At 68.5% G+C, this 24343-nt stretch carries 28 protein-coding genes; 16 read left to right on the top strand and 12 right to left on the bottom strand.

Annotated elements, in window-relative coordinates; all coding sequences use genetic code 11:
- Positions 1 to 52: 52 nt before the first annotated feature.
- Entirely contained in the window at positions 53 to 259 is a 207-nt protein-coding gene (locus G4D83_RS21565; RefSeq protein WP_163866691.1) for a hypothetical protein, read from the top strand.
- A gap of 34 nt (positions 260 to 293) precedes the next feature.
- Here the strand turns inward: G4D83_RS21565 and G4D83_RS21560 are convergent, their stop codons facing one another.
- The gene (locus tag G4D83_RS21560; RefSeq protein WP_163866690.1) at positions 294 to 899 is read right to left on the bottom strand and encodes a TetR/AcrR family transcriptional regulator; all 606 of its coding nucleotides are present in this window, start codon (positions 897 to 899) and stop codon (positions 294 to 296) included.
- 89 nt (positions 900 to 988) lie between these two features.
- On the opposite strand from G4D83_RS21560, the gene G4D83_RS21555 reads away from it, so the two are divergent.
- Together G4D83_RS21555 and G4D83_RS21550 are read left to right on the top strand one after the other, a co-directional pair.
- Positions 989 to 1897: an oxidoreductase gene (locus G4D83_RS21555; protein WP_163866689.1), complete on the top strand. Its 909-nt coding sequence runs from the start codon at positions 989 to 991 to the stop codon at positions 1895 to 1897.
- Between the two features lie 329 nt (positions 1898 to 2226).
- Positions 2227 to 3156: a hypothetical protein gene (locus G4D83_RS21550; RefSeq protein WP_163866688.1), complete on the top strand. Its 930-nt coding sequence runs from the start codon at positions 2227 to 2229 to the stop codon at positions 3154 to 3156.
- 244 nt (positions 3157 to 3400) lie between these two features.
- Here the strand turns inward: G4D83_RS21550 and G4D83_RS21545 are convergent, their stop codons facing one another.
- Positions 3401 to 4579 carry a metallophosphoesterase gene (locus G4D83_RS21545; protein ID WP_240356478.1) on the bottom strand — a complete coding sequence of 393 codons (1179 nt, stop codon included), beginning with the start codon at positions 4577 to 4579 and terminating at the stop codon, positions 3401 to 3403.
- Complete coding sequence (locus G4D83_RS21540; protein ID WP_240356477.1) at positions 4576 to 4998, bottom strand: putative quinol monooxygenase; 423 nt, start codon at positions 4996 to 4998, stop codon at positions 4576 to 4578. Before G4D83_RS21540 ends, G4D83_RS21545 begins: the two co-directional genes overlap by 4 nt.
- 34 nt (positions 4999 to 5032) lie before the next feature.
- Here G4D83_RS21540 and G4D83_RS21535 point away from each other — a divergent pair, with 34 nt between their 5' ends.
- Entirely contained in the window at positions 5033 to 5938 is a 906-nt protein-coding gene (locus tag G4D83_RS21535; RefSeq protein WP_163866687.1) for an AraC family transcriptional regulator, read from the top strand.
- A 51-nt stretch (positions 5939 to 5989) separates the two neighbouring features.
- Here G4D83_RS21535 and G4D83_RS21530 read toward each other — a convergent pair whose 3' ends face one another.
- Both G4D83_RS21530 and G4D83_RS21525 read right to left on the bottom strand, forming a co-directional pair.
- Positions 5990 to 6589: a hypothetical protein gene (locus tag G4D83_RS21530; protein ID WP_163866686.1), complete on the bottom strand. Its 600-nt coding sequence runs from the start codon at positions 6587 to 6589 to the stop codon at positions 5990 to 5992.
- Between the two features lie 36 nt (positions 6590 to 6625).
- A complete protein-coding gene (locus G4D83_RS21525; protein WP_163866685.1) occupies positions 6626 to 7450 on the bottom strand; it encodes a helix-turn-helix transcriptional regulator in 825 nt (274 codons plus the stop codon).
- Positions 7451 to 7736: 286 nt separating this feature from the next.
- Here G4D83_RS21525 and G4D83_RS46890 point away from each other — a divergent pair, with 286 nt between their 5' ends.
- Complete coding sequence (locus G4D83_RS46890; protein ID WP_275902383.1) at positions 7737 to 9188, top strand: zinc-dependent metalloprotease; 1452 nt, start codon at positions 7737 to 7739, stop codon at positions 9186 to 9188.
- A 212-nt stretch (positions 9189 to 9400) separates the two neighbouring features.
- Here G4D83_RS46890 and G4D83_RS21515 read toward each other — a convergent pair whose 3' ends face one another.
- Complete coding sequence (locus G4D83_RS21515; RefSeq protein ID WP_163866684.1) at positions 9401 to 9976, bottom strand: hypothetical protein; 576 nt, start codon at positions 9974 to 9976, stop codon at positions 9401 to 9403.
- A 215-nt stretch (positions 9977 to 10191) separates the two neighbouring features.
- Between G4D83_RS21515 and G4D83_RS21510 the strand changes: the two genes are divergently transcribed.
- The 3 genes from G4D83_RS21510 to G4D83_RS21500 all read left to right on the top strand — a co-directional run bounded on the left by G4D83_RS21510 (position 10192) and on the right by G4D83_RS21500 (position 13628).
- Complete coding sequence (locus G4D83_RS21510) at positions 10192 to 11640, top strand: FAD-binding protein (RefSeq protein WP_163866683.1); 1449 nt, start codon at positions 10192 to 10194, stop codon at positions 11638 to 11640.
- A gap of 118 nt (positions 11641 to 11758) precedes the next feature.
- Positions 11759 to 12055, top strand: a complete 297-nt coding sequence (locus G4D83_RS21505; RefSeq protein WP_163866682.1) for a hypothetical protein — start codon at positions 11759 to 11761, stop codon at positions 12053 to 12055.
- Between the two features lie 106 nt (positions 12056 to 12161).
- Positions 12162 to 13628: a hypothetical protein gene (locus tag G4D83_RS21500; RefSeq protein ID WP_163866681.1), complete on the top strand. Its 1467-nt coding sequence runs from the start codon at positions 12162 to 12164 to the stop codon at positions 13626 to 13628.
- 77 nt (positions 13629 to 13705) lie between these two features.
- On the opposite strand, the gene G4D83_RS21495 is transcribed toward G4D83_RS21500, so the two are convergent.
- Positions 13706 to 14575, bottom strand: coding sequence for an alpha/beta fold hydrolase (locus G4D83_RS21495; RefSeq protein WP_163866680.1), 870 nt, complete (start codon positions 14573 to 14575; stop codon positions 13706 to 13708).
- Between the two features lie 133 nt (positions 14576 to 14708).
- Between G4D83_RS21495 and G4D83_RS21490 the strand changes: the two genes are divergently transcribed.
- The gene (locus tag G4D83_RS21490) at positions 14709 to 15740 is read left to right on the top strand and encodes an AraC family transcriptional regulator (protein ID WP_163866679.1); all 1032 of its coding nucleotides are present in this window, start codon (positions 14709 to 14711) and stop codon (positions 15738 to 15740) included.
- A gap of 27 nt (positions 15741 to 15767) precedes the next feature.
- On the opposite strand, the gene G4D83_RS21485 is transcribed toward G4D83_RS21490, so the two are convergent.
- Positions 15768 to 16547: an SDR family oxidoreductase gene (locus G4D83_RS21485; protein ID WP_163866678.1), complete on the bottom strand. Its 780-nt coding sequence runs from the start codon at positions 16545 to 16547 to the stop codon at positions 15768 to 15770.
- Positions 16548 to 16758: 211 nt separating this feature from the next.
- Here G4D83_RS21485 and G4D83_RS21480 point away from each other — a divergent pair, with 211 nt between their 5' ends.
- Entirely contained in the window at positions 16759 to 17142 is a 384-nt protein-coding gene (locus G4D83_RS21480) for a winged helix-turn-helix transcriptional regulator (protein ID WP_163866677.1), read from the top strand.
- A 93-nt stretch (positions 17143 to 17235) separates the two neighbouring features.
- Positions 17236 to 17595 carry a YciI family protein gene (locus G4D83_RS21475; RefSeq protein ID WP_163866676.1) on the top strand — a complete coding sequence of 120 codons (360 nt, stop codon included), beginning with the start codon at positions 17236 to 17238 and terminating at the stop codon, positions 17593 to 17595.
- A 335-nt stretch (positions 17596 to 17930) separates the two neighbouring features.
- Here G4D83_RS21475 and G4D83_RS46270 read toward each other — a convergent pair whose 3' ends face one another.
- The gene (locus G4D83_RS46270) at positions 17931 to 18089 is read right to left on the bottom strand and encodes a hypothetical protein (protein ID WP_240356476.1); all 159 of its coding nucleotides are present in this window, start codon (positions 18087 to 18089) and stop codon (positions 17931 to 17933) included.
- Between G4D83_RS46270 and G4D83_RS21470 the strand changes: the two genes are divergently transcribed.
- Positions 18088 to 19368 carry an SH3 domain-containing protein gene (locus G4D83_RS21470; protein WP_240356475.1) on the top strand — a complete coding sequence of 427 codons (1281 nt, stop codon included), beginning with the start codon at positions 18088 to 18090 and terminating at the stop codon, positions 19366 to 19368. The genes G4D83_RS46270 and G4D83_RS21470 overlap by 2 nt on opposite strands.
- An 8-nt stretch (positions 19369 to 19376) precedes the next feature.
- Here the strand turns inward: G4D83_RS21470 and G4D83_RS21465 are convergent, their stop codons facing one another.
- A complete protein-coding gene (locus tag G4D83_RS21465; protein ID WP_163866674.1) occupies positions 19377 to 20093 on the bottom strand; it encodes an SDR family oxidoreductase in 717 nt (238 codons plus the stop codon).
- Between the two features lie 61 nt (positions 20094 to 20154).
- Between G4D83_RS21465 and G4D83_RS21460 the strand changes: the two genes are divergently transcribed.
- Both G4D83_RS21460 and G4D83_RS21455 read left to right on the top strand, forming a co-directional pair.
- Positions 20155 to 21057 carry a LysR family transcriptional regulator gene (locus G4D83_RS21460; RefSeq protein WP_163866673.1) on the top strand — a complete coding sequence of 301 codons (903 nt, stop codon included), beginning with the start codon at positions 20155 to 20157 and terminating at the stop codon, positions 21055 to 21057.
- Positions 21058 to 21207: 150 nt separating this feature from the next.
- Positions 21208 to 22008, top strand: coding sequence for a hypothetical protein (locus G4D83_RS21455; protein WP_163866672.1), 801 nt, complete (start codon positions 21208 to 21210; stop codon positions 22006 to 22008).
- A gap of 91 nt (positions 22009 to 22099) precedes the next feature.
- On the opposite strand, the gene G4D83_RS21450 is transcribed toward G4D83_RS21455, so the two are convergent.
- Positions 22100 to 22702 carry a TetR/AcrR family transcriptional regulator gene (locus G4D83_RS21450; RefSeq protein ID WP_163866671.1) on the bottom strand — a complete coding sequence of 201 codons (603 nt, stop codon included), beginning with the start codon at positions 22700 to 22702 and terminating at the stop codon, positions 22100 to 22102.
- 132 nt (positions 22703 to 22834) lie between these two features.
- Between G4D83_RS21450 and G4D83_RS21445 the strand changes: the two genes are divergently transcribed.
- Positions 22835 to 23248: a nuclear transport factor 2 family protein gene (locus G4D83_RS21445; protein WP_163866670.1), complete on the top strand. Its 414-nt coding sequence runs from the start codon at positions 22835 to 22837 to the stop codon at positions 23246 to 23248.
- Between the two features lie 147 nt (positions 23249 to 23395).
- Here the strand turns inward: G4D83_RS21445 and G4D83_RS47240 are convergent, their stop codons facing one another.
- Positions 23396 to 24133 (bottom strand): PPC domain-containing protein, encoded by a 738-nt coding sequence (locus G4D83_RS47240; RefSeq protein ID WP_163866669.1) that lies wholly within the window; start codon positions 24131 to 24133, stop codon positions 23396 to 23398.
- Between G4D83_RS47240 and G4D83_RS47095 the strand changes: the two genes are divergently transcribed.
- The gene (locus G4D83_RS47095) at positions 24035 to 24268 is read left to right on the top strand and encodes an aromatic-ring hydroxylase C-terminal domain-containing protein (RefSeq protein WP_420826651.1); all 234 of its coding nucleotides are present in this window, start codon (positions 24035 to 24037) and stop codon (positions 24266 to 24268) included. The genes G4D83_RS47240 and G4D83_RS47095 overlap by 99 nt on opposite strands.
- Positions 24269 to 24343 lie beyond the last annotated feature (75 nt).

Here is a 24343-nt window from a genome sequence, read left to right as displayed (position 1 = left end):
ACTGTCCCAGTCACAAACGTTGGACCTCGTGACGGCACAAAGCGAAGCATTCATGCTCGCCATTGACGTGACACTTGCCGACAAGCCTCAGGTGGGGCAAATCCATCTCGCCATCGACAAGGCCCAGAAGGCGAACGACACCGGAGACTTTCAATCCTATCGCGTGGCAATCGATGAGTTGGATGCCGCTATCTACTCCTTGAGCGCCGAGGATCAGCAGAGCGTCCATGCGATCATTGGACAGCTCGTTGGCAAATGAGCACCTGGTCCCCTCGGCACTGAGCGCCGAGCGGTCAGCCGCCGTCGACGAGGTCCTGGAGCATGGCCGCGAGCATCGCGGCCGTGGCCGCGTCCAACGTCCCGGCGAACGGCTTCATCGGCACCATGCTCCGGAAGGTCCACACGCCACAGAAGAGAGCGAGCAGCAGCGCCGCTCGTGACTCCGCCTTCGGGGGTCCCAGCCACTGGGCGAGCGGGCGCGTCAGCCGCTCCTCCAGCAGCGTCGTCACGAGGTCACGCACCTCGGCGTCCCCCGCCGACAGCAGCAGCATCGCCAGCGTGTCCGCCTCGGGCACGGGCTTGCTCATCAGGTACTGCACCACGTGGCGGCCGAAGTCCTTCCGATCCGCCGCGAAGAAGCCCGACAGCCCCACGTCGTGCCCGATGGCTTCCCGGAACAGCTCCTTCTTGGAGCCGAAGTACCGGACCACCAGCGCGGGCGTGACACCCGCCGCCGTGGCGATCTCCCTCATGCCCGCCTGCGCATAGCCCCGCGTCGCGAAGGCCATCCGCCCCGCTCGCAACAGGTCCGCCCGCGTCTGCTCCGCGTCGCGCTGCCTCCCCGCGGCCTTGGGGCGGCGGGCCGGGGACCTGGTGGTGGATCGGCGTCTGTCGGTCATGGGCACGAAGTAAACGAGTGTTGACAAAAAATACCCCGGCCCACAACCTTGGCAAGTAAACCATCGTTTACTTTCTACGAGGTGGAGCCATGAAGAAGAACTGGAGCACTCGGGACATCCCCCGGATGGAGGGCAAGACGGCCATCGTCACGGGGGCGAACAGCGGCATCGGGTACTTCACCGCCCTGGAGCTGGGGCGGGCGGGGGTCGAGGTCATGGTCGCCTGCCGGGACGTCCAGAAGGGGCAGGCCGCGCTGGAGCGGCTGCGCGCCGAGGCGCCCGAGGCGAGCTTTTCGCTGGAGAAGTTGGACCTGGCGAGCCTCTCCTCCGTCCGCGCGTTCGCCGAGCGGGCGCGGACGGCCATGCCGACGCTCGATCTGCTGGTGAACAACGCGGGGTTGATGGCCGTGCCGAAGCGGCAGGCGACGGCGGATGGCTTCGAGCTCCAGTTCGGAACCAACCACCTGGGCCACTTCGCGCTGACGGGGCTGTTGATGCCAGCGCTGGCCGCCAGCCGCTCGCCCCGCGTCGTCACGGTGAGCAGCACCGCGGCGTACTGGGGGAAGCTCGACCTGACGAACCTCCAGAGCGAGAAGCACTACTCGCCCATGGGGACGTATGGGAACTCCAAGCTCGCCAACCTGTTGTTCATGCTGGAGCTGGACCGGCGCGCGGGCGCGACGGGGCTCATCAGCACGGCGGCCGAGCCGGGCGCGAGCGCCACGGGGCTCCAGAAGCAGGACTTCGTCGCGCGCCTCACGCGGCTCTTCGGGCAGTCGGCGGCAGGGGGCGCCTTGCCCTCGCTCTACGCGGCGACCATGCCGGACGTGAAGGGGGGCGACTACTTCCACCCCGGTGCTCGCTTCGGCCTGGTCGGGCCTCCGGCACCCTCGAAGTTCCCCAAGCGCGCTCGCGATGAGGTGACGGCACGTGCGCTCTGGGAGGCCTCGGAGCGGCTGACGGGCGTGTACTACCCGTCGTTCGCCAAGGCGACTTGATAGGGCACCGGGCGCTGCGGGCTCGTGGCACAGGCGGAAAGAACCAGGCACACGGAGGCACCGGTGAGGCAGGTTCGAAGGATTGAAGTCGTCATGGGGTGGCCAGGGACCTGGATTGCATGGGGGGAACGCCCTACGCGCTGAGGGGCCAGGCCCACGAGGCGACCAACGAAGCGTGAAGGCCCCATCCCCTGGAGCAAGACACTGTCGCACGAACATCGGCCCCCCTGGACCTCGGGGCATGAGGACGCGGAGCGCGGCCGGACGACAATTCCTTTCGTGCAGGCGTCCGGAGTCTGCGTCCCCCCATTTCCGTCCGAGAGAGTCCCATGCCCAGCCGAATTCCCAAATTGAGCAACCCTCCCACGTCGCCCAGCTACCGCCCGCCCAACAACAACGCCGCCCCCCACACCGGGCAGCCGGCGAACCCAGCGCCCCAGCGGACCCAGGGCCCACCCAACCGTCCCGCCGCCCCCTTCCCCCAGGGCCCCGCGCCAGCCATGGCTCCGGGGAACGCGGCCCCACCGCTCCGGTTGGACAACACCGCCGCCCTCACGCACGGCGTCCCCCCGGGGTTCGTGGGGAGTGCCCTCGATAACGGCCGCCTTGGTTCCGCCTATCACCGTGAGGGGCCCAACGGGCGCTACCACCGCCCCGCCGACACGCGAGGAGGGGGCGCCCTGGGGGTCTACACCCGCGCGCAGGGTACACAGCAGGACGGCTGGCAGGCGCAAGGCTACGGTGTCGGTAGCAATCCGAACAATGTGCAGATGGTGCTCAGCCCCAACCTGCTCCAGAACAGCAACAGGTGGCGCGCCTCGACCACCGACAACGGCGGCCGGGTGCCTGGCTCCAGAGTGGCGGACCAGGCCGGCCTGCCCGCGGGCAATCCCCTCCAGCGCTCGCCACTTTGGTCGCGGCAGTCCGAGGCCTCCCGCAACGACAACTTCAACAGGACGGTGAATGGCCCCAATCCCTCCCACAACAACGAGCAACTGCACTGGCAGCACATCCCCCTGCAGGGCAACCTCCGGGGGATGGTCACGACGTCCCAGGACTCCTTCGATACCGTGATGCGGCAACCCGGGGCATTGCGCAGCGGGCTGCGACTGCCCGGTGGCCCCAATGGCATCCAGGGCCTGGGGTACGTCAACGTCGGCAACGAGCGAGTCCCCGTCGTACAGACCGCGCCCAACTCCTCCCAGGCGAGCGCCCTCCGCCACGCGGGCATCTCGGATCCAGAAGGCAAGGTGCGGTAGGTCCGGACGCCACACCGGCCCGGCCAGCCTGGAGCGATGCCACCACCGGAATGGGTGGCTGGCATCGCTTCAGCCAAAGCTCTCACTGGAGGAGCAAAGACGCGGGAGGCAGTGGAGGCCCCTCCCGAATCATCGAAGGAGGCGCGCGAGCGCACTCCGAAGGTCGGCGACACATCGGGCCTCGGAGGCTGTCGGTACCGTTGCGTTTCCAAGACGAGACTCAAGCCGCCGCATGGGCATCTCGTCAGACTGCTCGCAGGACGAGCTGTGTAATCTCCGCGGGAGCACCGAGTCGCATGGGAGGCCCCGAGAAGCCCGTGCCGCTGCTGACGTAGACCCAGGTCTCGCTGAACCTGGCGAGCCCGGCGACCACCGGTTGCCCCAAGCGCAGGAGCCAACCCATCGGCCACATCTGCCCTCCGTGGGTATGCCCCGACAACTGCAGGTCGACTCCGTGCCGGACAGCTTCGTGGATGGCCTTGGGCTGGTGCGCCAGAAGAATCAACGCTCGGCGCGTGTCCCGACCCGCCACGGCCCCTGGGAGGTCTACCCGGTGGCCGATGTCGAAGTGGGCGGACTCGTAGTCGTCGATACCCGCCAGGTGAAGAACCTGCCCATCGCGCTCCAGCTCCACGTACTCGTTGCGCAGGACTCGCACACCGAGCTGGCCGAGGTGCTCACACCACCGACTCGCATCCGCGTGGTACTCGTGATTGCCCGTGACGAAGTAGGTGCCGTGGGTGGAGGAGAGGTTCGCGAGCGGCGCGACGTGCCGTGCGAGGTCTTCGACGCTTCCGTCCACCAAATCCCCCGTGATGGCCACGACGTCTGGAGCCAGCGCATTCACCGTCCTCACGACGTGCTCGACGAAGTCCCGCCCGATCATCGGCCCGATGTGCATGTCCGACAGTTGAACGATGCGCAGTCCATCGAGTTCGGGTGGCAGCTTCTTCAGCGGCACCTCCACCCGCTTGACGCGAACCCTCCGGCCTTCTCGAAGTCCCCAGCCGCTGGCGACCAGAGCGGCCGTCACCGCGACCAACGCGCTCATGCGCGCCAACGCCTGCCGGCGGCCCACATCCATCGGTTCGGAGCCCATGAGCGGGAGAGAAGCGCCGACCCGCAGCACGTCCACCACCACGAGCGACATGAGCAACAGCGTGGACACGCCAATCCACACGTAGACCGGCGTGAGCCACCACACCGACCATTCGGGAGAGACGAGGCGGCTCGCGAACACACCCACGGGAATACCGACGGCGAGGATGACCAGGCTCCAGGTCAGCGTCCATGCGGCCGGCTTGGGGAGACCGACATCCCGGACCAGCCGCACCCACAAGTAATAGTGCTCGAATGCGAGCCATCCAACGCCGAGCAGGAGAAACCCGCTCAGCGACGTCCATGCCTCACCGAGCTTGCTCATGCCGACCGGGCCAGTGCGACCGCTCCCGCCTCGAGCGTGCCGCCGACGGGCACTTCGTCCTGATACTGCGCCTCGCCTGTGACGAGCGGGGCGAGCCTGGCGATGAGCGCCTGGGACCGCGGGCTCGAGAAGTTCGCGGCGTGCGCCTCCTTCGTGGTCCACCCCTCCGTGACGTGGACGACGTCCGGGTTGCTCGCGGAGCGCCCCACCCGATAGAGGACGCAGTCCTTGTTCGTGACAAGGCCTGTGTCACTCACCGCAGTGAGCAACAAGGCCACCAGCTCATCGCCTCGTCCCGGGGCAGCAGTCATTGTCGCCCGGAACCCGAACGTTGCCTTCATGTCGACCTCTTGGATTGCCGCGATTCGCGCGGCGTTGATGGTCCCAAGGTACGCGCGGCCGACCGGACGCTCCACCATGCGGGGTCCATATTTCTTTTGTTAGAGTCCGGCCATGACCGACCCACTCACGGAAGTCATCACCCTCCTCCAACCACGCGCCGTCTTCTCGAAGGGCATCAGCGGAGCGGGCCGCTGGGGGGTTCGCTACTCGGAATTTGGTCAGCCGAGCTTCAGCGCCGTGCTTGAAGGGAGCTGCCGACTCGCTGTCGACGGCCAGCCCGTCCTCACGCTCCAGGCAGGCGACTTCGTGCTCATGCCGGCCACGCCGGGCTTCACCATGTCCGGCTTCGAGCCGGTGGTGCCCGAGCGCATCGACGCCAAGGCGGCGTCCTCTTCAAAGGGTTCGAGGGGTGAGGTGCGCTACGGCACGCGCGGCGGCCGTCCCGACGTGCGCACGCTCGGCGGCTACTTTGTCTTCGACTCACCCGACGCGGCCCTGATGGTGTCGTTGCTGCCGGCCCTGGTGCACGTGCGCGGCGTGGAGCGGCTCTCGACGCTGGTCCAACTCGTCCGCGACGAGGCGAGCGACCAGCGCTCGGGCCGTGAGCTCGTGCTCACACGTCTCGTGGAGTTGCTGCTCATCGAGGCGCTGCGGTCGACCGCGAGCGACGACGCGCCTCCGGGGCTCCTGCGCGGCCTGGCGGATGCGCGGATCGCCCCCGCGATACGGCAGATGCACGCCCACCTCACGCGGTCATGGACGGTGGCACAGCTCGCGAAGAGCGCGGCGCTCTCGCGCTCGGCCTTCTTCGATCGCTTCACGCGCACCGTGGGCCTGCCCCCGATGGAGTACCTGCTGGACTGGCGGATGGCCGTTGCGCGGGGGCTGCTCCGCCGCCGGGAGTTCGCCATCAATGAAGTCGCCGAGCGCGTCGGGTACAGCTCGGCGAGCACCTTCACCACGGCGTTCAGTCGGCGCGTGGGCCAGTCTCCGGGACGCTATGCGCGGGCGAGCTAGGCGGCCTGCCCCCGCGGAAGCGGGCCGTGCCGCCTCGAGAGGTGCCTGCGCCTACTTCGCCCCGCTGGCCGCCGCGTCGACCCGCGTGTCCTCGGCAATCCAGTTCACCTCCCAGGTCTTCCCGCCGTCTTCCGAGAAGGCCTGCTCGAAGCGGACTGAATCAGGCGTCACGTCCGAGATGACGAAGCGCACCAGGATGGCGCGCCCGTCGAGCCGCTCCTGGGCGTAGAACTCACCGCGTCCGTCCTTGAACTCGCCCACGGTCGGCACGGCGAGGGTGCCATCGCGGCTGCTCGCGAAGTGCAGGCTCCACTGGCGCGTCTGAGGGTTGTACAGGCGCAGGTTCAGGCCCTCGAAGCGCCCACCCTCCCCTTCCGCCACGAGTTCCACGAGGTTGCCGCGGCCGTTCCACACCTTGCGCACGACGGTGGTGCCCTTCATCTCCACCCAGGTGTTCGAGCCCGTCAGCGGACGCAGGCGCCGCTTCAACTGCGTGCGCCAGGTGCCAATCTCGAAGTCGAAGTCGCGCTGGCCATCGCGCCGGGCTGGCGCGGAGGCCGCGCGCTCCTGGGCAAGCCCTGGGAGCGGGGACAACGCGAGTACGGGCAAGCAGGCGAAGAGCAGCGGCCGGAGCAGGTGGAGGGGGTTCATGCACGCGAAGCTAGAGGCGTGCGCGCCGCCCCGCTGTCAGGAACCTGCGCGGACCCGCTGCAGCTCCGCACGCAGGCGCGCGGGGCTGCTGCCCAGCACCTGGCGCACGCTCTGCGAGAGGTGGCTGTGGTGCGAGAAGCCCAGCTCCAGCGCGAGCCGCGCGAGGTCCCGCTCGCCCTCCGCGAACCGCTGCAGTGCCGTGAGCACCCGCAACTGGCGGCGGTAGGCGCGCAGGGACAGCCCCGTCTCCGCGTGGAAGAGGCGCATGAGGTGGAAGGGCGAGCAACGGGCCTCCCGCGCCACGGTGTCGAGCGAGAGGTTCGCCGAGAGCTGGGCCGCGAGCAGCGCGCGCACGCGTCCGACCGTGCGGCGTCGTGCGCCCCGGTCTCCGCGCGCGGGGGCCTCCGCGCGCTGCCTGGCCGAGGCGGCCACCTCGAGCAACGCGAACACCGACTCCTCACGCGAGAGCCGGTCTCCAGCCGGGTCGCGCAGCGCGGCACACACACGCGCGTGGCGCAGGTGCACCGCGGCGCTCAGCCCCAGCTCCGGATGGTCCGGGCCACGCCGTCCCCACAGCTCGTCGAAGAGCGAGGGTGCGAGCTTGATGACCGTCGCATCGTCTCCCTCCGCGCCTGGATGGCCGACCCGGTAGTCCACGCGCGGGTGGTGCAGCAGCGCGGTGCAGGGGTCGGCGACGAAGCGCCGAAGCCCCCGGTGGTAGCTGAAGCAGCCGCGGCGCAGCAGCACCAGGTGTCCCGGGTCCCCGCCCCGCTCCTCCGCGGGCCCCGCGCGCGGATGCCGGCAGCGCGAGTCGAGCACGCGGAACTGCTCGGACTCGAGGAGGGTCAGCAGTTGGGCCATGGGTCTCCACCATCCTCCCTCGCGGGGCGCGTGGGAAGCCCGCCGGCGGGCCCACGCCTCGCGCACGGCGCGCAGGCCCTTCGCCAAGTCCAGCCGCCAATGATTGGGAGGTCCAGGAGCACCTCCCCGAGGCAGGGGGTACTCAGAGGAAAGAGAGACAGGAGTCCCCGTAGAGTCTCGCGCTCCTCGACGGGCAAGCCTCCGCACGCACGGGCGGGGAGGACGTCGTTCCGCCGAGGACTCCTCCACCCCACGTGCGCAAGAGAAGAACATGCAAGGAGTCTCCATGATTGCGAGAAGTATCGTCCTGGCAGCGGGATGTGCGGCCCTCGTGTTCGGGTGTGCCGAGCCACCTCAAGAGACACAGGAGATCGTCGGCAACCTGGTCAAGGCGGGCTTCCCCGCCGCCGACATCATGGTCGTCGAAGGGAAGGTCTACGTCGGGCGGGACGCCGAGGTGTCCCTGGCGGCGTCGCGCGAGATGCTCCAGGCCGGTGACACTCCCGAGGAGCAATACCGGACCACCAACCTCGTCAGCTCGTCGCTGGCGAAGATTTGCATCAACGGTTCGACGTTCACCGGTGCGTTCAGCACGGCGCTCGATCTCGCCATCCAGAACTACGACGAACTCCCCCTCACGTTCGCCGTGGGGCGGGCGCCGAGCGCTGACTGCGGTTTCACCATCAATGCCGTGATTGACCCGAACATGAATGGCGGCGTCGCCGGGTTCCCGTCGAACGGTAATCCGTATGGGCAGATCACCATCGGTGGCCAGCTCAGCCAGTACGGCGTGGATGTCATCGAGCACGTCATCACGCACGAGATTGGCCACACCCTCGGGTTCCGCCACTCGGACTACTACAACCGCGGCATCAGTTGCGGCAGTGGCGGCAACGAGGGCGACGCCGGCGTCGGCGCGATTCACATCCCGGGCACGCCGACCACGGCGGCTGTCGGCGCCTCCATCATGAACTCCTGCTTCCGCTCGGTGGAAACGGGTGAGTTCACGTCCGGCGACATCACCGCGCTGAAGGAGTTGTATTCCCCGCCCCGTCCCGATGGGTACCTCGTCGGCGACTGGGAGAACGACGGGCGGTCGAACCTGGCGACGCGATTCGGCCCTTGCGTCTTCATGGACACCAACTTCGACGGTGTCGCGGATCGCACGCAGTGCTTCGGCAATGGCGGGAGCGAAGACCAGTACCTCGTCGGCGATTGGGACGGTGACGGCCGGTCGAACCTGGCCGTCAGGCGCGGCAGTTGTGTCTTGATGGACACCACCTTCGACGGTGTTCCGGAGGCCACGCAGTGCTTCGGCAATGGCGGGAGCGAAGACCAGTACCTCGTCGGCGATTGGGACGGTGACGGCCGGTCGAATCTCGCCGTCAGGCGCGGCCGTTGCGTCTTGATGGACACCAACTTCGACGGAGTTCCGGAGGCCACGCAGTGCTACGGCGATGGAGCGAGCGAAGACCAGTACCTCGTAGGCGATTGGGACGGTGATGGCCGGTCGAATCTGGCCGTCAGGCGCGGCAGTTGCGTCCTGATGGACACCAACTTCGACGGTGCCGCGGATATCACGCAGTGCTTCGGCAATGGCGCGAGCGAAGACCAGTACCTCGTCGGCGACTGGGACGGTGACGGCCGGTCGAATCTGGCCGTCAGGCGCGGCGGTTGCGTCCTGATGGACACCACCTTCGACGGTATTCCGGAACGCACGCAGTGCTACGTCCGCTGAACCCAGCCATGACAACGCGCCTGCGCGCCCGCGGGTGAGGCGCGCACGGTCGCGCGGTGCATGTCATGGAGACGTGGGCGGAGCCGCCGAGGAAACTGCCTGGCGTCGAGGTTCGGGCACCTCGTCTCCTCCGCCCACGCACTCCTGGAGCCGCATCCAGGTGGAGATGGCTCGCGCGACGCCGCGGCCATCCGCGGCCGCGAAACGACCGGTCAGGCGAAGAGCGGTTTGCCTTCTTCCATCGCTTCGCGGATGTCACTCGCGCCGATGCCTTCTTCACCCTCGATGAGGGAAGGATGGAGGATGCCCTTGACCGAGCTCGCTTCCTTCGGTGAGAAACCGAAATAGCGCGGCTTCTGCACCTCCGTACCCTCGTCCTTGGCCCGCTTTTCGGCCTCCTCCGCGTACTGAGAGAACGCGTGGTAGCTGCTCTTCCCGACGCGGAGCAGCCGCGCCTGGGGCTTCTGGCCAATCTCGAAGAGGCCATCCCCCGAAGCCTCGAGCCAGCTCCCGGCGCGCAGCACCTCCTTGACGGCGAAGTGCGCGGGCTTGCTGAGGGTGGTGACGAGCAACCCCTCGACGTGCATCGATTTGCCGACGTAGAGCATCGCGTCCACGCCAACGAATGCCTGTTGACAGAAGATCGACCCTGTCACGAACAGCGCCCCGTAGAAGTCGCCCTGGATGAAGAAGAGCGGGCCGTTGACGGTGAGGTCACCGTCGATGACGTGCAGCGTGACGTCCTCGTCGTCGGCCGCACCAAAACTCACGGGGCCGTCGATGACCACGTCGCCCTCATGGACGAGGTAGTGCGCGGGCTCCTCGGGGAAGACCTCTCCGAGGCCGTCCTCGCTGATGTCGTTGATCGTGTACTTCGCGCTCGCGTCCTCGAAGGGGAGCTCGCTCCACTCCAGTTCCTTATGAGATGAAGCCCGAGGGGAGGGGGCAATTGTTGGGGGCAGCGGCGGCGGGATAGAAGTCTCCGACGCAGAAGGAGGAGTGAATGTCGAGTCGAACCGTCTCCCGGAGGACGTTGCTCCAAGGTGCGTTGGTGGCAGTCGCATTCAATCCCATGAGCCGGAGCTGGGCCTCCACGCTGGAGGCTGGCGCGGTCTCCCTGCCGCCGCTCGATGGCGAGTTGCTGATGGACACGACGTCGCGGACCGCGGCCTCGGAGGACTTCGGTCACATCCTCCACCGCACGCCGTGGGCAGTGCTCGTTCCCGGTTCGGTGAAGGACATCGTGGCCATGGTCCGCTTCGCGCGACGCCAGGGCCTGAAGATCGCCGCCGCACGGGGCCTCGGTGAGAGCCACAGCACCTTCGGACAGTCCCAGGTGACGGCGGGCATCGTCATCGACATGTCCACGCTGTCGACCATCCACGAAGTGGGCGAGGACAGCGCCTGGGTGGATGCGGGCGTCCGGTGGCACGAGCTGCTCCAGGCCTCGCTTCCCAGCGGCAAGAGCCCGCCGGTGCTGACCGACTACATCGAGCTGAGCATCGGCGGGACGCTGTCGGCGGGGGGCATCGGCGGGCAGGCATTTCGCTGGGGCCTCCAGGTGGACAACGTCCTGGAGATGGACGTCGTCACGGGTCGGGGTGAGCTCGTGCGGTGCTCGCGCTGGCGTGAGCGGCCCCTGTTCGACGCCGTGCGCTCGGGCCTGGGCCAGTTCGGCATCATCGTGCGAGCGAGGGTGCGGCTCGTCGAAGTACCGCCCCGCGCTCGGACGTACATCGCGCTGTACAACGACCTCCACCGCTTCATGGAGGACCAGCGGCGGCTCATCGAGGACGGTCGCTTCGACTACGTCGAGGGCTCCGCCGTCGCCTCCAACGGGGGCCGGGCGTATCAGCTCGAGGTGGTGAAGTACTTCACCCCGGGCGCGGAGCCGCACGATTCGAGACTGCTCGCGGGCCTGGGCTACGAGCCGGGAACGCTCCAGGTGAGCGACGGCAGCTACTTCGACTTCGCCAACCGGCTTGCTCCCCTGGTGGAGCTGCTCAAGCAACTCGGCGTCTGGGGCTTCCCCCATCCGTGGCTGGACATGTTCGTCCCCGCCCGGTCCGCCGAGTCCTTCGTCCAGGAGGTCCTTTCGCAGACCACCGAGGCCGACATGGGGCAGGGGCCCATCCTCCTCTACCCCTTCCGCGCCTCGGAGCTGACCACGCCCTTCCTGCGCATCCCCAACGACAGACACGTCTTCCTCTTCTCGCTGCTGCGCACCGCCATTCCACCGACGCCGGAGAACGTCGCGGCCCTCGTACAGAAGAACCGCGTCATCTTCGACCGGCTCACGGCCATCGGCGGGAAGCTCTATCCCGTGGATGCCGTGCCATTGAGCACCGCCGACTGGCGCCGCCACTTCCACCCCGCCTGGGAGCGGTTCGAGCACGCGAAGCGGCGCTACGACCCGGACCGCATCCTCACTCCGGGACAAGGCATCTTCTGACTCACGTGACGTCAGGAGGCGCACCAGAGGTCGGCTCGGCTGCACCCAGACAGAGGGGCAGCCCTTCCGAAATTCCGGCTCGCGTGAATAAACCGGCGCGCCCCGCGTCAGGCGAGTCATGCGCCCACTCCTCCTCACACTCACGGCCCTGCTCTTCTCCGCGTGTTACCCCCATGCCGAAGTCACGCGGGTCCAGCTCGCGAAGCAGACCCCGTTCCACATCGTTCAAATCGACTCGACGTTCGTCTACCTCATCGACCCGCGCACGGAGACCTGCTTCCTGCTCGCGGGAGGCAGTGAATCCTTTGGAATGACGCACGTGCCCTGCGACAAGCTCAAGAGCAACGTGCCGGAGGCGGCGCCCTTCATCGCGTGGGTCCCCGACGCGCCAGCGGCTCCGGTGGTCGCGCACTGACACCCGGGTCGAAGTGTCTGCCTTCGCGCACCGACATGCGCTCCAAGGCAGTTGCTCCGTATCCTGGTGGCTCCCACCGTGTCCTCCTGGCGTTGAAGGGAGTGACATGCATTCGAAACATGGCTTCGCCCTGGTGTGTCTGGGATTGATGGGGTGCGCGGAACCGGACTCGGCGCCCGATACCGTCAAGGCCCAGGCCTGCGCGCCGGGCGTCGCCCAGCGGGTGAAGGTCGTCATGCCTCCGGGCGACGACCCGCCCTGGGACGAGCCCGCGCCCGAGAATCTGGTGGACGCCCAGGGCACCCTCTACTTCGCCGTGAACCTACGCGATGGCCGCGGCGCGCTGTGGCGCAGCGACGGCTCGGACGCGGGCACCTTCCCTGTGAAGTCCTTCCCGGCGGTGACACCCCTTCGGAACAGGGGCCTCGGCGGCCTGGTCCCGGTGGGCGGCCAGGTCTTCTTCCGGGTGTGGACGCCCGACACCGGCAACGAGCTCTGGGTGAGCGACGGCACGGAGGCCGGCACCCACCTGGTGGCGGACCTGATGCCGGGGGCGGCGGGCTCCTCCCTGTTCCTCCCCACCGCGATGGACGGCGCGCTGTCGTTCTTCCGGGGCGTCCCAGTGGGGGGCGGGACACAGGTGGAGTTGTGGCGCTCGGACGGGACGGCCTCGGGCACGGTGCGGGTCGTGAACCTCGGGGTGCTCGCCGCGCTCCAGGGGCCGAGCCTGAGGGTGGGCGGCGCCCTGCTCTTCTTCCTCGTCGGGCCGGGCAGCGGCACCGCGCTGTGGCGGACCGATGGCACGGCCTCCGGGACCTCCTTCGTCAAGCGGCTGGACGCCGAGGGAGTGCTCCTGGGTGACGTGAGGAGCGAGGACAGCGGAGCCCCGGGACTGTTCACGCTGCTCGACGGCCCCAACACGGAGGTGTGGAAGACGGATGGCAGCCCGGCTGGCACCGTGCGCCTGGACGCGTTCAGCCGGAGGATGCGGTTGCTCGGGGCGCTGGGGTCTTCGGTGTATCTGACGTCCGCGGATGAGACCACGCGGCGCATGGGGCTGTATGGCCTGTCCCTCGCTGGCGGAGGAAAGACCACCGTCAAGGTGCTGCCCAATCCCTACGCGGGCATGGAGGGGACGACACCCTATCTGCAGAACACGGCCAGCTCCGGCGGACGGCTCTACTTCTCCATGGCCATCGGCAGCCCCTTCCCCGGCCCCGCCGCGCTGCGCGTGGGCCTCTGGGTGACGAATGGTACCGCCGCGGGGACGGTGCAGCTCCCCGTGGAGCTGAGCATCTCGGAGTATTACTGGTCCCCGCTCTACGCCACGGGCATGGGCGCGGTGCTCTTCGGCGGGGCCACGTCGGCCGCCTCGTACAACGAGCCCTGGGTGACGCGGGGCACGGCCATTTCCACGGGGCAGGCCGCGAACATCTCGGGAGGGTCGTCTCCCCAGGGCTTCGCCCGCGTCGGGGAACGGGTCTACTTCAGCGCGAAGGACGACACGGCCGAGCCCCAGTTGTGGTCCCTGCCCGCCGACCTCGCATGTCCTCCGGGCCCCGCTCTGGAGTAGGCGCTCGCCCCGCGCGTCTTGGTGACGCGGAACTTCCAGGGGAGCGTTCGTCGGAGAGGAGCACCTGCCTCTCGAAATCAGTGTCCCCCGAGGAACTCCGTGAGCAATGGAGCCACCGCGTCGGGACGCTCGTAGTGGGGCAGGTGCCCGGCTTCGTCGATGACGTGGAACTCCGCGTGAGGCAGGGCCGCGCGGACCTCTTCGGCGATGTGCAGGGGCGTGATTCGGTCGTCGCGGCCCCACAGCAGCAACGTGGGTACGCGGCGCTCGGCCACACGGTGGAAGACAGGTGCCGCGGTGTGGATGGCCATGTGTCGCAGCGTCGAGAGCAGCGCGTGGCCGAATCCCTCGATGCGCGTGGAGGGTAGGAAGCGGGCCTCGAGCTCCGCGATGAGCTCGGGGCGGCGTGAATAGTTCGGCAGCCGTGCTCGCAGTTGCCGCTCGCCCATCACCGCGAAGAGGACGTCCCCCAGCACGGGCACGTGCATGAGCCGAACCCCTGGCGACAGCTTCGTCCCGAAGCCATCCGGTTCGATGAGGCACAGGCTCCGGACGCGCTCCGGATTCCGGTCCACGTACTGCACCGCCAGCAGCCCGCCGAAGGCGAGTCCCACCAGGTGCACGGGCGCGTGGAGCCCCAGCGCGGCCAGCAGCTCCGTGAGCTGCCGTTCAAACAGCTCCGGGCCGTATCTCACCTTCGGTCGGTCCGAGTCCCCTCGGCCAAACAGGTCATAGCGCAGCACCCTGTGGCCCGCGCGCACGAGCGGCTCGACCAGGGGCTCCCAGACGAACAGCGGCAGTGTGGCACCGGGAATCAACACCACGGCGGAGCCTCCCTCGGGGCCATCCAGCAGGTAGTGTGTCTGCCCATGGCTCAGGGCGATGAATCGCCCAGGGGCCTCCGCCCGGAGCCGCGCGTCGAGGGGAATTGACGAAGGGGTTCGCATGGCCAGTGAGTAGCGCCGGGCCCCATGGCGCGGAAGGGACCGCTGGCGACGAAGAGGGGACCTCTCGCGCCACCTTCACGCGCTTGAGCCGGACCCTTGTTGTGCGTAGCGTCCGGACGACGAGGGCATCGCCATGGCCACCCCCATTGTCTCCACGAGATTGCCCCGGCTCATCCTGGACACAGTCGCCGCGAAGGGCGCGAACGCCGACGCCCTGGCTCGCGGTGCCGGAGTCGACCGGACACGACTGACGGACGCGCACACGCGAATCGCCCTGCCTCGTGGCCACCTGCTCTGGGAGAAGGCGGCCGCGGCTGTCGGCGACCCGCACTTCGGGCTCCATCTGGCCACGACCTTCCAGCCCGGCCAGTTCGACCTCTTCGATTATCTGTGCCGGACCGCAGCGACCCTGGGCGCGGGGCTCCACCTCGCGAGCCGTCACTTGCGGCTGTTGCATGAAGGCGCCGAGCTCCAGCTCGCGATGTCGGAGCGCCGCGCGACGCTCCGCTACCGCTGCCCGCACCGCCCCGCCGGGCCTGGACGACAGGAGGCGGAATTCACGCTCGCGCGGCTCCTGACCTTCGCGCGCGAGGCCACCGGACAGCCGTTGATTCCCATCCATGTGGGCTTCACCCACGCGGCCCCGCGTGGGCAGGACGTCCTCGCCGAGGCCTTCGGTACGACGCGGCTGGCCTACCGTCAGGAGTCCTGCACGCTCACGCTGCCCCGAGACATGCTCGCCCTCCCCTTGCGCCATGCGGATGACGGATTGCACGCCCTGCTCCTTCGCCACGTGGACCTGCTGGCGCGCGAGGCGACACGCCCCGTGGGCTGGCGTGAACAGCTCCAGGCCCAGGTCGAAGAGTCCCTGGAGCGAGGAGAGCCGTCGCTCGCCAGCGTGTGTGCGCGCCTGGGCATGAGCCCACGCGGACTCCAGCGCCGACTCAAGGCCGAGGGGCGGACATTCCGCGAAGTGACCGGGGACGCCCGCCTGGAGGAGGCCCGCCGCCTGCTTGCCGACGACTCGCTCAACGTCGCGGGTATCGCGCGGCGCGTGGGCTATTCGGATGCACGGGCCCTGCGACGCGCCTTCCAGCGCTGGACAGGGATGAGCCCGGGGCGCTACCGGAGCCGTGCTCGTGAAGTCCTGCCGGATTGCTCATGAATCCTGCCTGATCCTGCAAGGCGCCCCTCACGCCGTGGGCACCGTCCCGCCGTCGATGACGTACTCGGTGCCGGTGATGGCTCCCGCGCGCGGCGACGCGACGAAGGCGATGAGGTCGGCGACCTCATGGGGCCTGGCGGGCCGCCCGATGGGGATGCCACCCAGCGCCCTCATGATGAGCTGCTTGCCGCCCTCGTAGTCGGTGCCCGCCTCAGCCGCCAGGCGCTCGGCGAGGGCCACGGCCGCTTCGGTCTCGACCCAGCCCGGAGAGACACGGACCACGCGCACGCCCTTCGGGCTGACCTCCTTCGAGAGCGACTTGCTGTAGGTCGAGAGCGCTGCCTTCGCGGCCGCGTACGCGGTGGTGGACTCGGGCAAAGGCAGCTCATGCTGAATCGAGGTGACATGCACGATGACGCCCGAGCCCTGCGCCAGCATCCACGGCAGCAGGGCCCGGTCGATCCGGACGGCGGCCATCAAGTTGAGGTCGAGCTCTTTCTTCCACTCCTCGTCACCGAGCGCGGCGAAGCCACCGGGCGGTGCCGTCGAGCCGCCGAGCACGCTCACCACGATGTCGATGCCGCCGAGGTGCGCGAGCGCCTCGCGCGCGACCTGCGCACACCCCTCCGCGGTCGTGGAATCGGCCGCCACGTAATGCACTCCGTCCGCGTCGCTCGGCACGGAGCGCGCGGTGGCGACGACGCGAGCGCCTGCCTCGCGCAGCGCGGTGACCACCGCTGCGCCGACGCCCTTGGTGCCGCCCGTGACGAGCGCGCGGAGTCCTTTCATTTCCAGGTCAAAGCTCATGGCATGCTCTCCAGGCAGGTGAGGAGGTCACCGCTCACGGCGAAGCGAAGCGTTCGTCCAGCGCGACGGCGCTCTCAGCCGCCAGCAGGTCGGTCGCTTCGCGGGCGAAGAAGCTCGACATGGGCGAGCCACCGGGCCGATGTCGATGGCCTCGTTCGCATGGCCACATCTCTAAGATGTACATTTCGGATGCACAAGAACGCACGAAAAGGTGGGGTACACACTTCTGGGTAAGCATGACCTGCATACGCCCGCGACAGCGGCCAGCGGCATCGAGGACGCCATCCAGATGCTCGAGGGGCGCTGGAAGCTGGTCATCCTCTTCCACCTGTTTGGAGGGAAGACGCTGCGCTTCTCCGACCTCGAGCGCGCCATTCCCGCCGTCTCGCAGAAGATGCTCGCCCAGCAACTTCGCCAGCTCGAACAGGACGGCATCGTCACACGCACCGTCCACGCGCAGGTGCCGCCCAAGGTCGAGTACCACCTGACCGAGTGGGGGCAGTCGCTTTGCCCCGCGCTCGACGAACTCCTGTCGTGGGCCGAAAAGCGGCCGACACCAGGACGGCGCAAACGGTCAGCGCCCAAGGGTCAGTGACGGACAACGACGAGAGTTGTTCCGGGCAGGAAACGCTTCTGCTCGAAGGGCGGATGGGGGACGCTCTGGAGCCACCCACGAACGGAGCGCGTGATGACGTACATGTTGTTGATCCTCGAGGAGGGCAAGCGCAAGCGGAGCCGGACGCCCGAGGAGGGGAATCGCGAGATGGAGCGGATGGTGGGCTTCGTCGAGGGCCTCAAGTCCCGCGGTATATTCAAGGCCAGCGACTCGCTCCGGTCCGTTTCCGAAGGGGTACGGGTCGAAGTCCGAGACGGCCAGCGCACCCTCCGCGATGGCCCGTTCGCCGAATCCAAGGAGATTGTCGGGGGCTACGTCCTCTTCGACTGCCCTACCCGGGCAGAGGCGCTCATCATCGCCAGCGAGTGTCCCGCGGCCGAGTGGTCGACGGTCGAGCTGCGTGAAGTCGGCGTCTGCTACGAGGAAGACTGAAGCACCGTCGATGAACTCAGGGAGAGAGTCCAGGTGAGGGCGCGGCGCGCCCTTCGTCGGCCGGCACCTGGACGCGCCCCGAGCAGCGTGCCCCCGAATCTCCTGACATCGCCACCGGCGTCCTCCACGGCGGCATCCGCCACTCGGACATCCTCGGGGTGCCTCCAGAGAAAACGCCGCGCGCAGGCGAAATAGCTCGCGCTGAGAGTTCGTTGCTTGAGGGTGGGCAACCGGCCACAAGTGGGATGACCTGCCCGCCCCCGCGCGCACGGCCACCTGGAGCCGTCTTTCCCTCAGGGAGTTGAACGCATGAGCCGCCTGGCATCCCCCTCCCCTCAGCCACGTGCGACGACATGCCGAGCTGGCGCACGCACCTTGCGCATGCGGATGCTCTCGCTCGCGGTGATGGGAACCACCGCCAGCCTTGCCGCCTGCGCCGCGCCGTCCGCACTCACCGTGTCTCCGGCCGGGGTGCCCGCGTTCAGCGAAGACATGCTGTCGCCCGAGTTCTGGATCCGCCGCGCGCCGTCTCCCGACGAGGTGCTGCTCGATGCCGACCAGGTGGCGGCGAAGCGCATGCTCGCCTTCGGTCCGGATGGCGGCCTCGTCGACTTGAAGCGCATTCCGACCACGCTGACCCGGGCGCAGGTGGCCGGCTGGGTCACGGATGCGCGGCAGACGCCCATCCAGGCGGCCATCGACGAACAGGGCCGGCCGGTGACGGAGGCGATGCTCGAGGAGCCGCGCCAGAACACCGCTACCGAGCACATCCCCGAAGCCTCCACCGCGCGCTACGGCCTCAGCGTGCGGCGCACGCCCCTGCGCTCACTGCCGTCCGACCGGCGATTCTTCGCGGCGGAGAATCAGCGCGACTACGAAAGCCTGCAGGCCGGCAACCTGTTCCCGGGCGAGCCGGTGGTCATCGCGCACCACAGCGCGGACCAGCAGTGGCTGTTCGTCCTGACGACCCAGGGCCCCGCGTGGGTCCGGCGCGCGGATGTCGCGGAAGGCACCGCGGACACGGTGTTCTCCTACGTGGCGAAGGCGCCCGGACGTGTCGTCACGGGCGACCAGGTGCGCACCGTCTTCACGCCGGAAGCCCCCGCGGTGTCCGAGCTGGAGCTCGACATGGGCGTCACACTGCCTCGGGCCGACGTGGCCCCCGGCGAGCCCGTCAACGGCGCCAGCAGCTATGCGTCGTGGCCGGTGCTGCTGCCGGTGCGCGAGCAGGATGGCACCCTGGCCTTCCAGAGCGCGCTGTTGCGCCGCACCGCCGACACCGCGCCGGGATATCTGCCGATGACACGCGCCAACATCCTCCGCCAGGCGTTCAAGTTCCTCGGCGAGCGCTACGGCTGGGGGCACCAGTTCAATGCGCGCGACTGCAGCGGCCTGACCAGCGAGGTGTACCGCGCCCTGGGGCTGATCCTCCCGCCCAACTCCGGGATGCAAGGCAGGAGCGCGGCGCTGAACCACCGCCTCTTCACGGCGAAAGACTCGCACGCCGAGCGGCTGCGCGCGCTGGCCGAGGCGCAGGTGGGTGACCTCATCGTCGTTCCCGGTCATGTGTTGATGCTCATCGGCCACGTGGATGGTGAGCCCTACGTCATCCAGGATGTCCCGTTCGCCGTGTTCAAGGACCCCGCCACGCAGCAGCTCCGCAAGACGAAGCTGAACCAGGTGTCCGTCACCCCGCTGCTGCCGCTGTACGCCGACGACACGACGCTGTACGTGGACGCGATGACGAGCCTCGTGCACGTCACGCGGCCGTAGTCCCGTGCTCAGACCAGGGGATGGCCACCATCCACGCGCAGCACCTCGCCAGTGGTGAACCCATTGCTCATGAGGAACAGCGCGGCGTGGCCCAGGTCGGTGGTCGTGCCCATGCGCCCCACGGGGAGCCGGCGCGCGTGCTGCTCGAAGACCTGGCCCTTGCCGTCACCCGCGATGGCATCCCAGACGGGGGTGTCAATCCAACCCGGCGACAGGGCATTCACCCGCACTGGCGCGAGCTCCAAGGCCCAGGCGCGCACCGCGGACTCGATGGCGCCGTTCACCGCCGCGATGACAGAACCGTTTGGCATGGGGCGCACCGAGGCTATCCCCGTGGTGAAGACGAGTGAGCCGCCGGGCTGGAGCCGGGCATGCCTGGCGACATGGAACGCCGCCATGAGCTTGGAGTCGAAGATGCGGCGCGCGGCGGCGAAATCCATCTCACGGATGCCGAGGTAGCGAGCCTCCACCGCCGTGACGACCACGTGGTTCACGGGCGGAAGCGACTCGAAGAGCTGGCGCACCGCGTCCTCTCGTGTGACATCCGCCGACCAGGTCCGAACGCGGCCCGGGTTGTCGAGCAGGGCAGCGGCTCGAGCCAGCTTCTCGGGGGAACGGCTCACGAGCGTCACGGAGGCGCCTTGCTCCAGCGCTGCCTTGGCCACTCCGAAGCCGATGCCAGAGGAGCCTCCCACCACCACGACATGTTGTTGTTCAAGGGTCATGGCCCATGACTACCGCGTGGCCCGGGTTGCAACCACGGGACGATATGAAAGGCTCCATCCCATGAATGGAATGATGGTCAGCGAGAACCTGAGCCTCTTCGTGGCCGTGGCTCGGCAGCTGAGCTTCGTGGAGGCCGCGAAGCGACTGGGAATTCCCACCAGCACGGTCAGCCGCAGGATTGCACTCCTGGAGGAGACGCTGGGGACCCGGCTCCTCCAACGCACCTCGCGGCGCGTGGGATTGACGCAGGAAGGGACTCGGCTGCTGGAGCGAGCAGGTCCGCTCCTGGACCAGCTTGGGGAGGTGCTCGACCAGTCCGTGGACCGGGAGGAAGAACCCGCCGGCAGGCTGCGGGTGACGGCGCCCGTGACGTCTGGAGCCCAGCGTATCGCCCCCTTGCTGTTCTCCTTCGCGGCCCGGCATCCGCGAGTGGATGTGGAGCTGACGCTCACCAACTCCGTGGTGGACCTGGTGGAAGAGGGGTTCGACCTCGCCTTCCGGGTGGGTCCCATCCGGGACGCCGAGCTGGTGGCGCGGAGGCTGTGGAGCATCGAGTCGGTGTTCGCGGCCTCCCCGCGCTTCGTGCAAGACACCTTGAAGGGACAGACTCAACTGACCCGGGAGGCGCTCGAGAAGGTGCCGGCGGTGATGACGTTGCCTCGCGGCGTGTGGCGCCTGCGCCGCCGTGACGGCGGAGTGGAGGAGGTCCGTCCAACGGATGTTCGCGTCACGGTGAACGACCCGCGGGTGGCGATGGCGGCCGCCCAGGAGGGCCTGGGCGTGGTCAGCGCGCCCAGGGAGATGGTCGACCCGCGTGGCAAGGCGCTCGTGCCGCTCACCGTGAAGGGGCGCACCCTGGAACCGCGAGAGCTGTTCGCGGTGTATCCCTCACGGAGGCAGCTCTCCACGCGGGCACGCCGGGTGCTCGATTGGGTGATGAAGCACGGCGCGGGGCGGCCATGACTGGTGACGCCCCGCGCTGGCACTTCCATGACCCGCGAGGCCGCGGCGCCTCTTCGCGGCCCTGCACCCACGCGCCCCGTCGACAGGCTCGTCTCTGTTCGAGCGTCCTCGTCATGCCGCTCCACGATGCCCCTGGGTTACGCTGCCTGGATGTCGATGCATGAAATCGAGGACATGGTGGAAGCGGCGGTGCGGGTACTCGACCGGCGGGCGCCACCCGGCGACATGGCCCCGCGCAGTCAATTCGCTCGGCTCTTCAAGTTCCAGGGGGAGTGCGACTGCTCGTTCACCCACTTCCGGGTGATGGACATCCTTCTTGCTCGCCGCTTCACGTACCAGTTCGACGTGGCCGACCACCCCGACCATGCGACGCGCAGCGGGTTCTTCAAGGGCATCAAGCGGTTCACGTACCTCCACGACAATCCCTCGGACGAGACAGACGAAGCAGAGGGCGAACGCAGCCCGGTTGCGGGGTACATCGAGCCGCCCCACCTCTACTGTGACGCCGGCAGCTCGCTGTGGCGCCGCATGGTGGATGCCGGGAAGCTGACGGGTCCGGATGCCGAACCGCTCGTGGCGCTCTCCCTCATCAATGTCGTGGAGGAGGTCATGCTGGGCGCTGAAGCAGCGGGCGATACCGAGTTGATAGCGATGTGGTTCAACCTGGGGCCGTCGACCTTGTTCGGAGACATGTTCACCCGCCAGATTCGCAAGGGAGAGCTCATCGCGAGGAACCCCTTCACGGGCACGGACCTCTTCGCCACGGAGGACTTCGTCGCATCAGGCCGCTTCAGCCTCGAGGAGCTTCAGGCCACCCCTCAAGCCGTGCGTGTCCGCGACCTCGTGCGCCGGACCCGGGCGCTCTCCACCGAGCTCGCCTACGATTGGCGGCCTTCGGAAGAGGTGCTCGCAGGCAGCCCCGCCCATGCCTGGTGGTGGGAAGGACTCTGAGTTCTCGCCCCACGACATCTGCCCATGGCCGGACGCCTCGCTGGCTCCGGCCCCGGGGCTGTCAGGGCCTCTGTCCGGCGAGGGATTGCGGTCAACGTTTCGCGGTCCGCCGCATGCCGTCGAAGAGAAGGGTGAGCGCGCGCTGGCGGAATGGTTTGCTCCACTCATCCGTGAGCGCTTCCTGGCAGAGGGCCGCGAGCAGGGCAATCAACTCGGCGGGGCGCAGGTCGTCGCGGACGGTGCCCGCTCTCTGGGCGCGTTCGAGCAGCAAATCGATGCCGGGCCGGAGGCGGGCCAGCGCATCGCCGACGCGGACCTGGACCCCGGTTTCGGCGAGTCGGGCGAACACCGCCCTGTTTCGGGCGCTGACCTCCATGACGCGGGAGCAGAACTCGAACAGGGCGGTGACCGCGTCCTGATTGCCGACCATCTCATCGACCTCCGTGATGAGTCGGTCCAGCAGGTGCATCACCACGGCTTGGAGCAGCTCGGGTTTGGTCGGGAAGTGCCGGAACACGGTCCCAATCGCGACGCCGGCCTGCGCGGCCACGGCCTCCGTCGAAGCAGACGCGCCCTGCTCCGCGAACACGGCCTCGGCCGCATCCAGGATGCGCGCGCGATTGCGGCGGGCATCCGCACGAACAGGTTTTTCACCCGCACCACCGCCCGCGGGCGGCCCACCCTCTCGCGCCATCAGCCGTCCCTTCCTTGCGAAAGTGAGTCAGACTCACTATAAATCCTGAGTCACACTCATTTTACCCCAGGAGGCACGACCATGTCACAGTCGGCGACGGGAGCCGCGAGTCCTCTCACCATCTACCGCTGCATGCAGGAAGCCCTCCTTGGGGAAGGCGCGACGCTCCTCCCAGCGGAGCTGCTGGCCGAGGATGTCGTGGTCGAGACCCCGTTCTCCCCTCCGGGCATGCGACGCCATGAGGGCCGCGAGGCATGGCTGGCGTTCTACCGAGCCAGAAGCGCGGTCCTGCCCGTGCGTTTCGAGCAGTTCCGCGAACTGGCGACGCATCAGACCGGCGACCCCGAGGTCCTCGTCGTCGAATACGAGCTGGCTGGGACGGTCACCACCAGCGGCCAGCGCGCCTCGGCGACCCTCATCGGCGTGCTGCGGGTCCGCGACGGACGGATTCAGCACTGGCGCGAGTACCAGGACGTCCTGGCGATCAGCGAGGCGCTGAAACTCACGCCCGAGGACCTCGGTGGAGCCGGCGCGTCCTCGCTGTAGCGCTCGGCCGCCCATGCTCGAGGGCAGTGCGGAGCAGCTCCGTCGAGGAGGACGCCAGGAGCCCATGAGCACCCGTTACGTCCCCTCGAAGAGCCTCCCCGAGACTTCCGTGAGACAGCGCTCACGGAAGCCCGGGAGGTGGGGTCGCTACCGGAAGCTGGGCAGCACCCACAGGTTGTAGCTGTTGGCGGCCAGGGTGAGGCTGACGAAGTACGTCCCCGGCTGCGGGTTGGCGAACGTGCACTGCTTCAGGTTGCCAGTGCCCGTCGTCGCGCAGTCCAGCGTGGCGCCGTCCACGGCACGGCCGCCGCGCTTCACCTTCAGATTCACACTCCCCGTCCCGTGCTCGGTGGCGAACCACAGCGTGCTCTGACCGGGAGGCACCTCCAGCTTCCACTGCTTCTGCGAGTACCGCGGCCCCTTCTGTCCCGAGAGGGAGACGTGGGACGTCAGCGCGGGAAGCTGCTCACCCGGCGTCATCGCGTAGGAGGCGCGCAGGATGGGCACCGACGCGCCCGCCTGGTCCCGCACCGCCGCGTACCAGTCCCCGGCCTGGGGTGAGGGGATGCTGCATTCCTGCCGGACACGGCCCGGCTTCACGGACGCGCAATCATAGGCGGTGGACGTCGGCAGACGAGGCGGCCAGTTGTTGACCGTGGCGCCATGGCCCATGTGCGGCGGCGTCTCGGGCGCGGTGTAGTCCGCGGTCAGGGTGGTGTCCGTGTACGGCGAGCGCCCCTCCAACCGGATGTACCAGGTGCCTCCCTCCGGACGCTCGATGTCGCAATAGCCCGAGCAGTCGTAGCTGGTGGACGTGGGCGCGGAGCCCCGCTTCGCGTAGAGCCACGTCTTGCCTGTGCTGACCGCGTTCGATACGTGGCTCACGACGCCAAGGAGCGCCGCGGTCTGTCCGCGCTGCTCGTGCGCCCTGACGGCTTCGTCGCGTGGGCGAGTGATACGACTCCGCATCCCGATGAAGTCATTCGAGTCGCGTCGAGGTGGTTCGCGGCTCGCTCCTGACCTGGTGCTACCTTCTCGGCTCGTACCGCATCGCCACCGCCCCCGAGCCGAACTCCAGCCGGCTCACCCGCTTCA

Source organism: Myxococcus eversor, from assembly GCF_010894455.1.
GTDB classification, from domain to species: Bacteria; Myxococcota; Myxococcia; order Myxococcales; family Myxococcaceae; genus Myxococcus; species Myxococcus eversor.
Note: the sequence above shows the minus strand (reverse complement) of the source record. Positions and strands in the feature narration are given on the sequence as shown.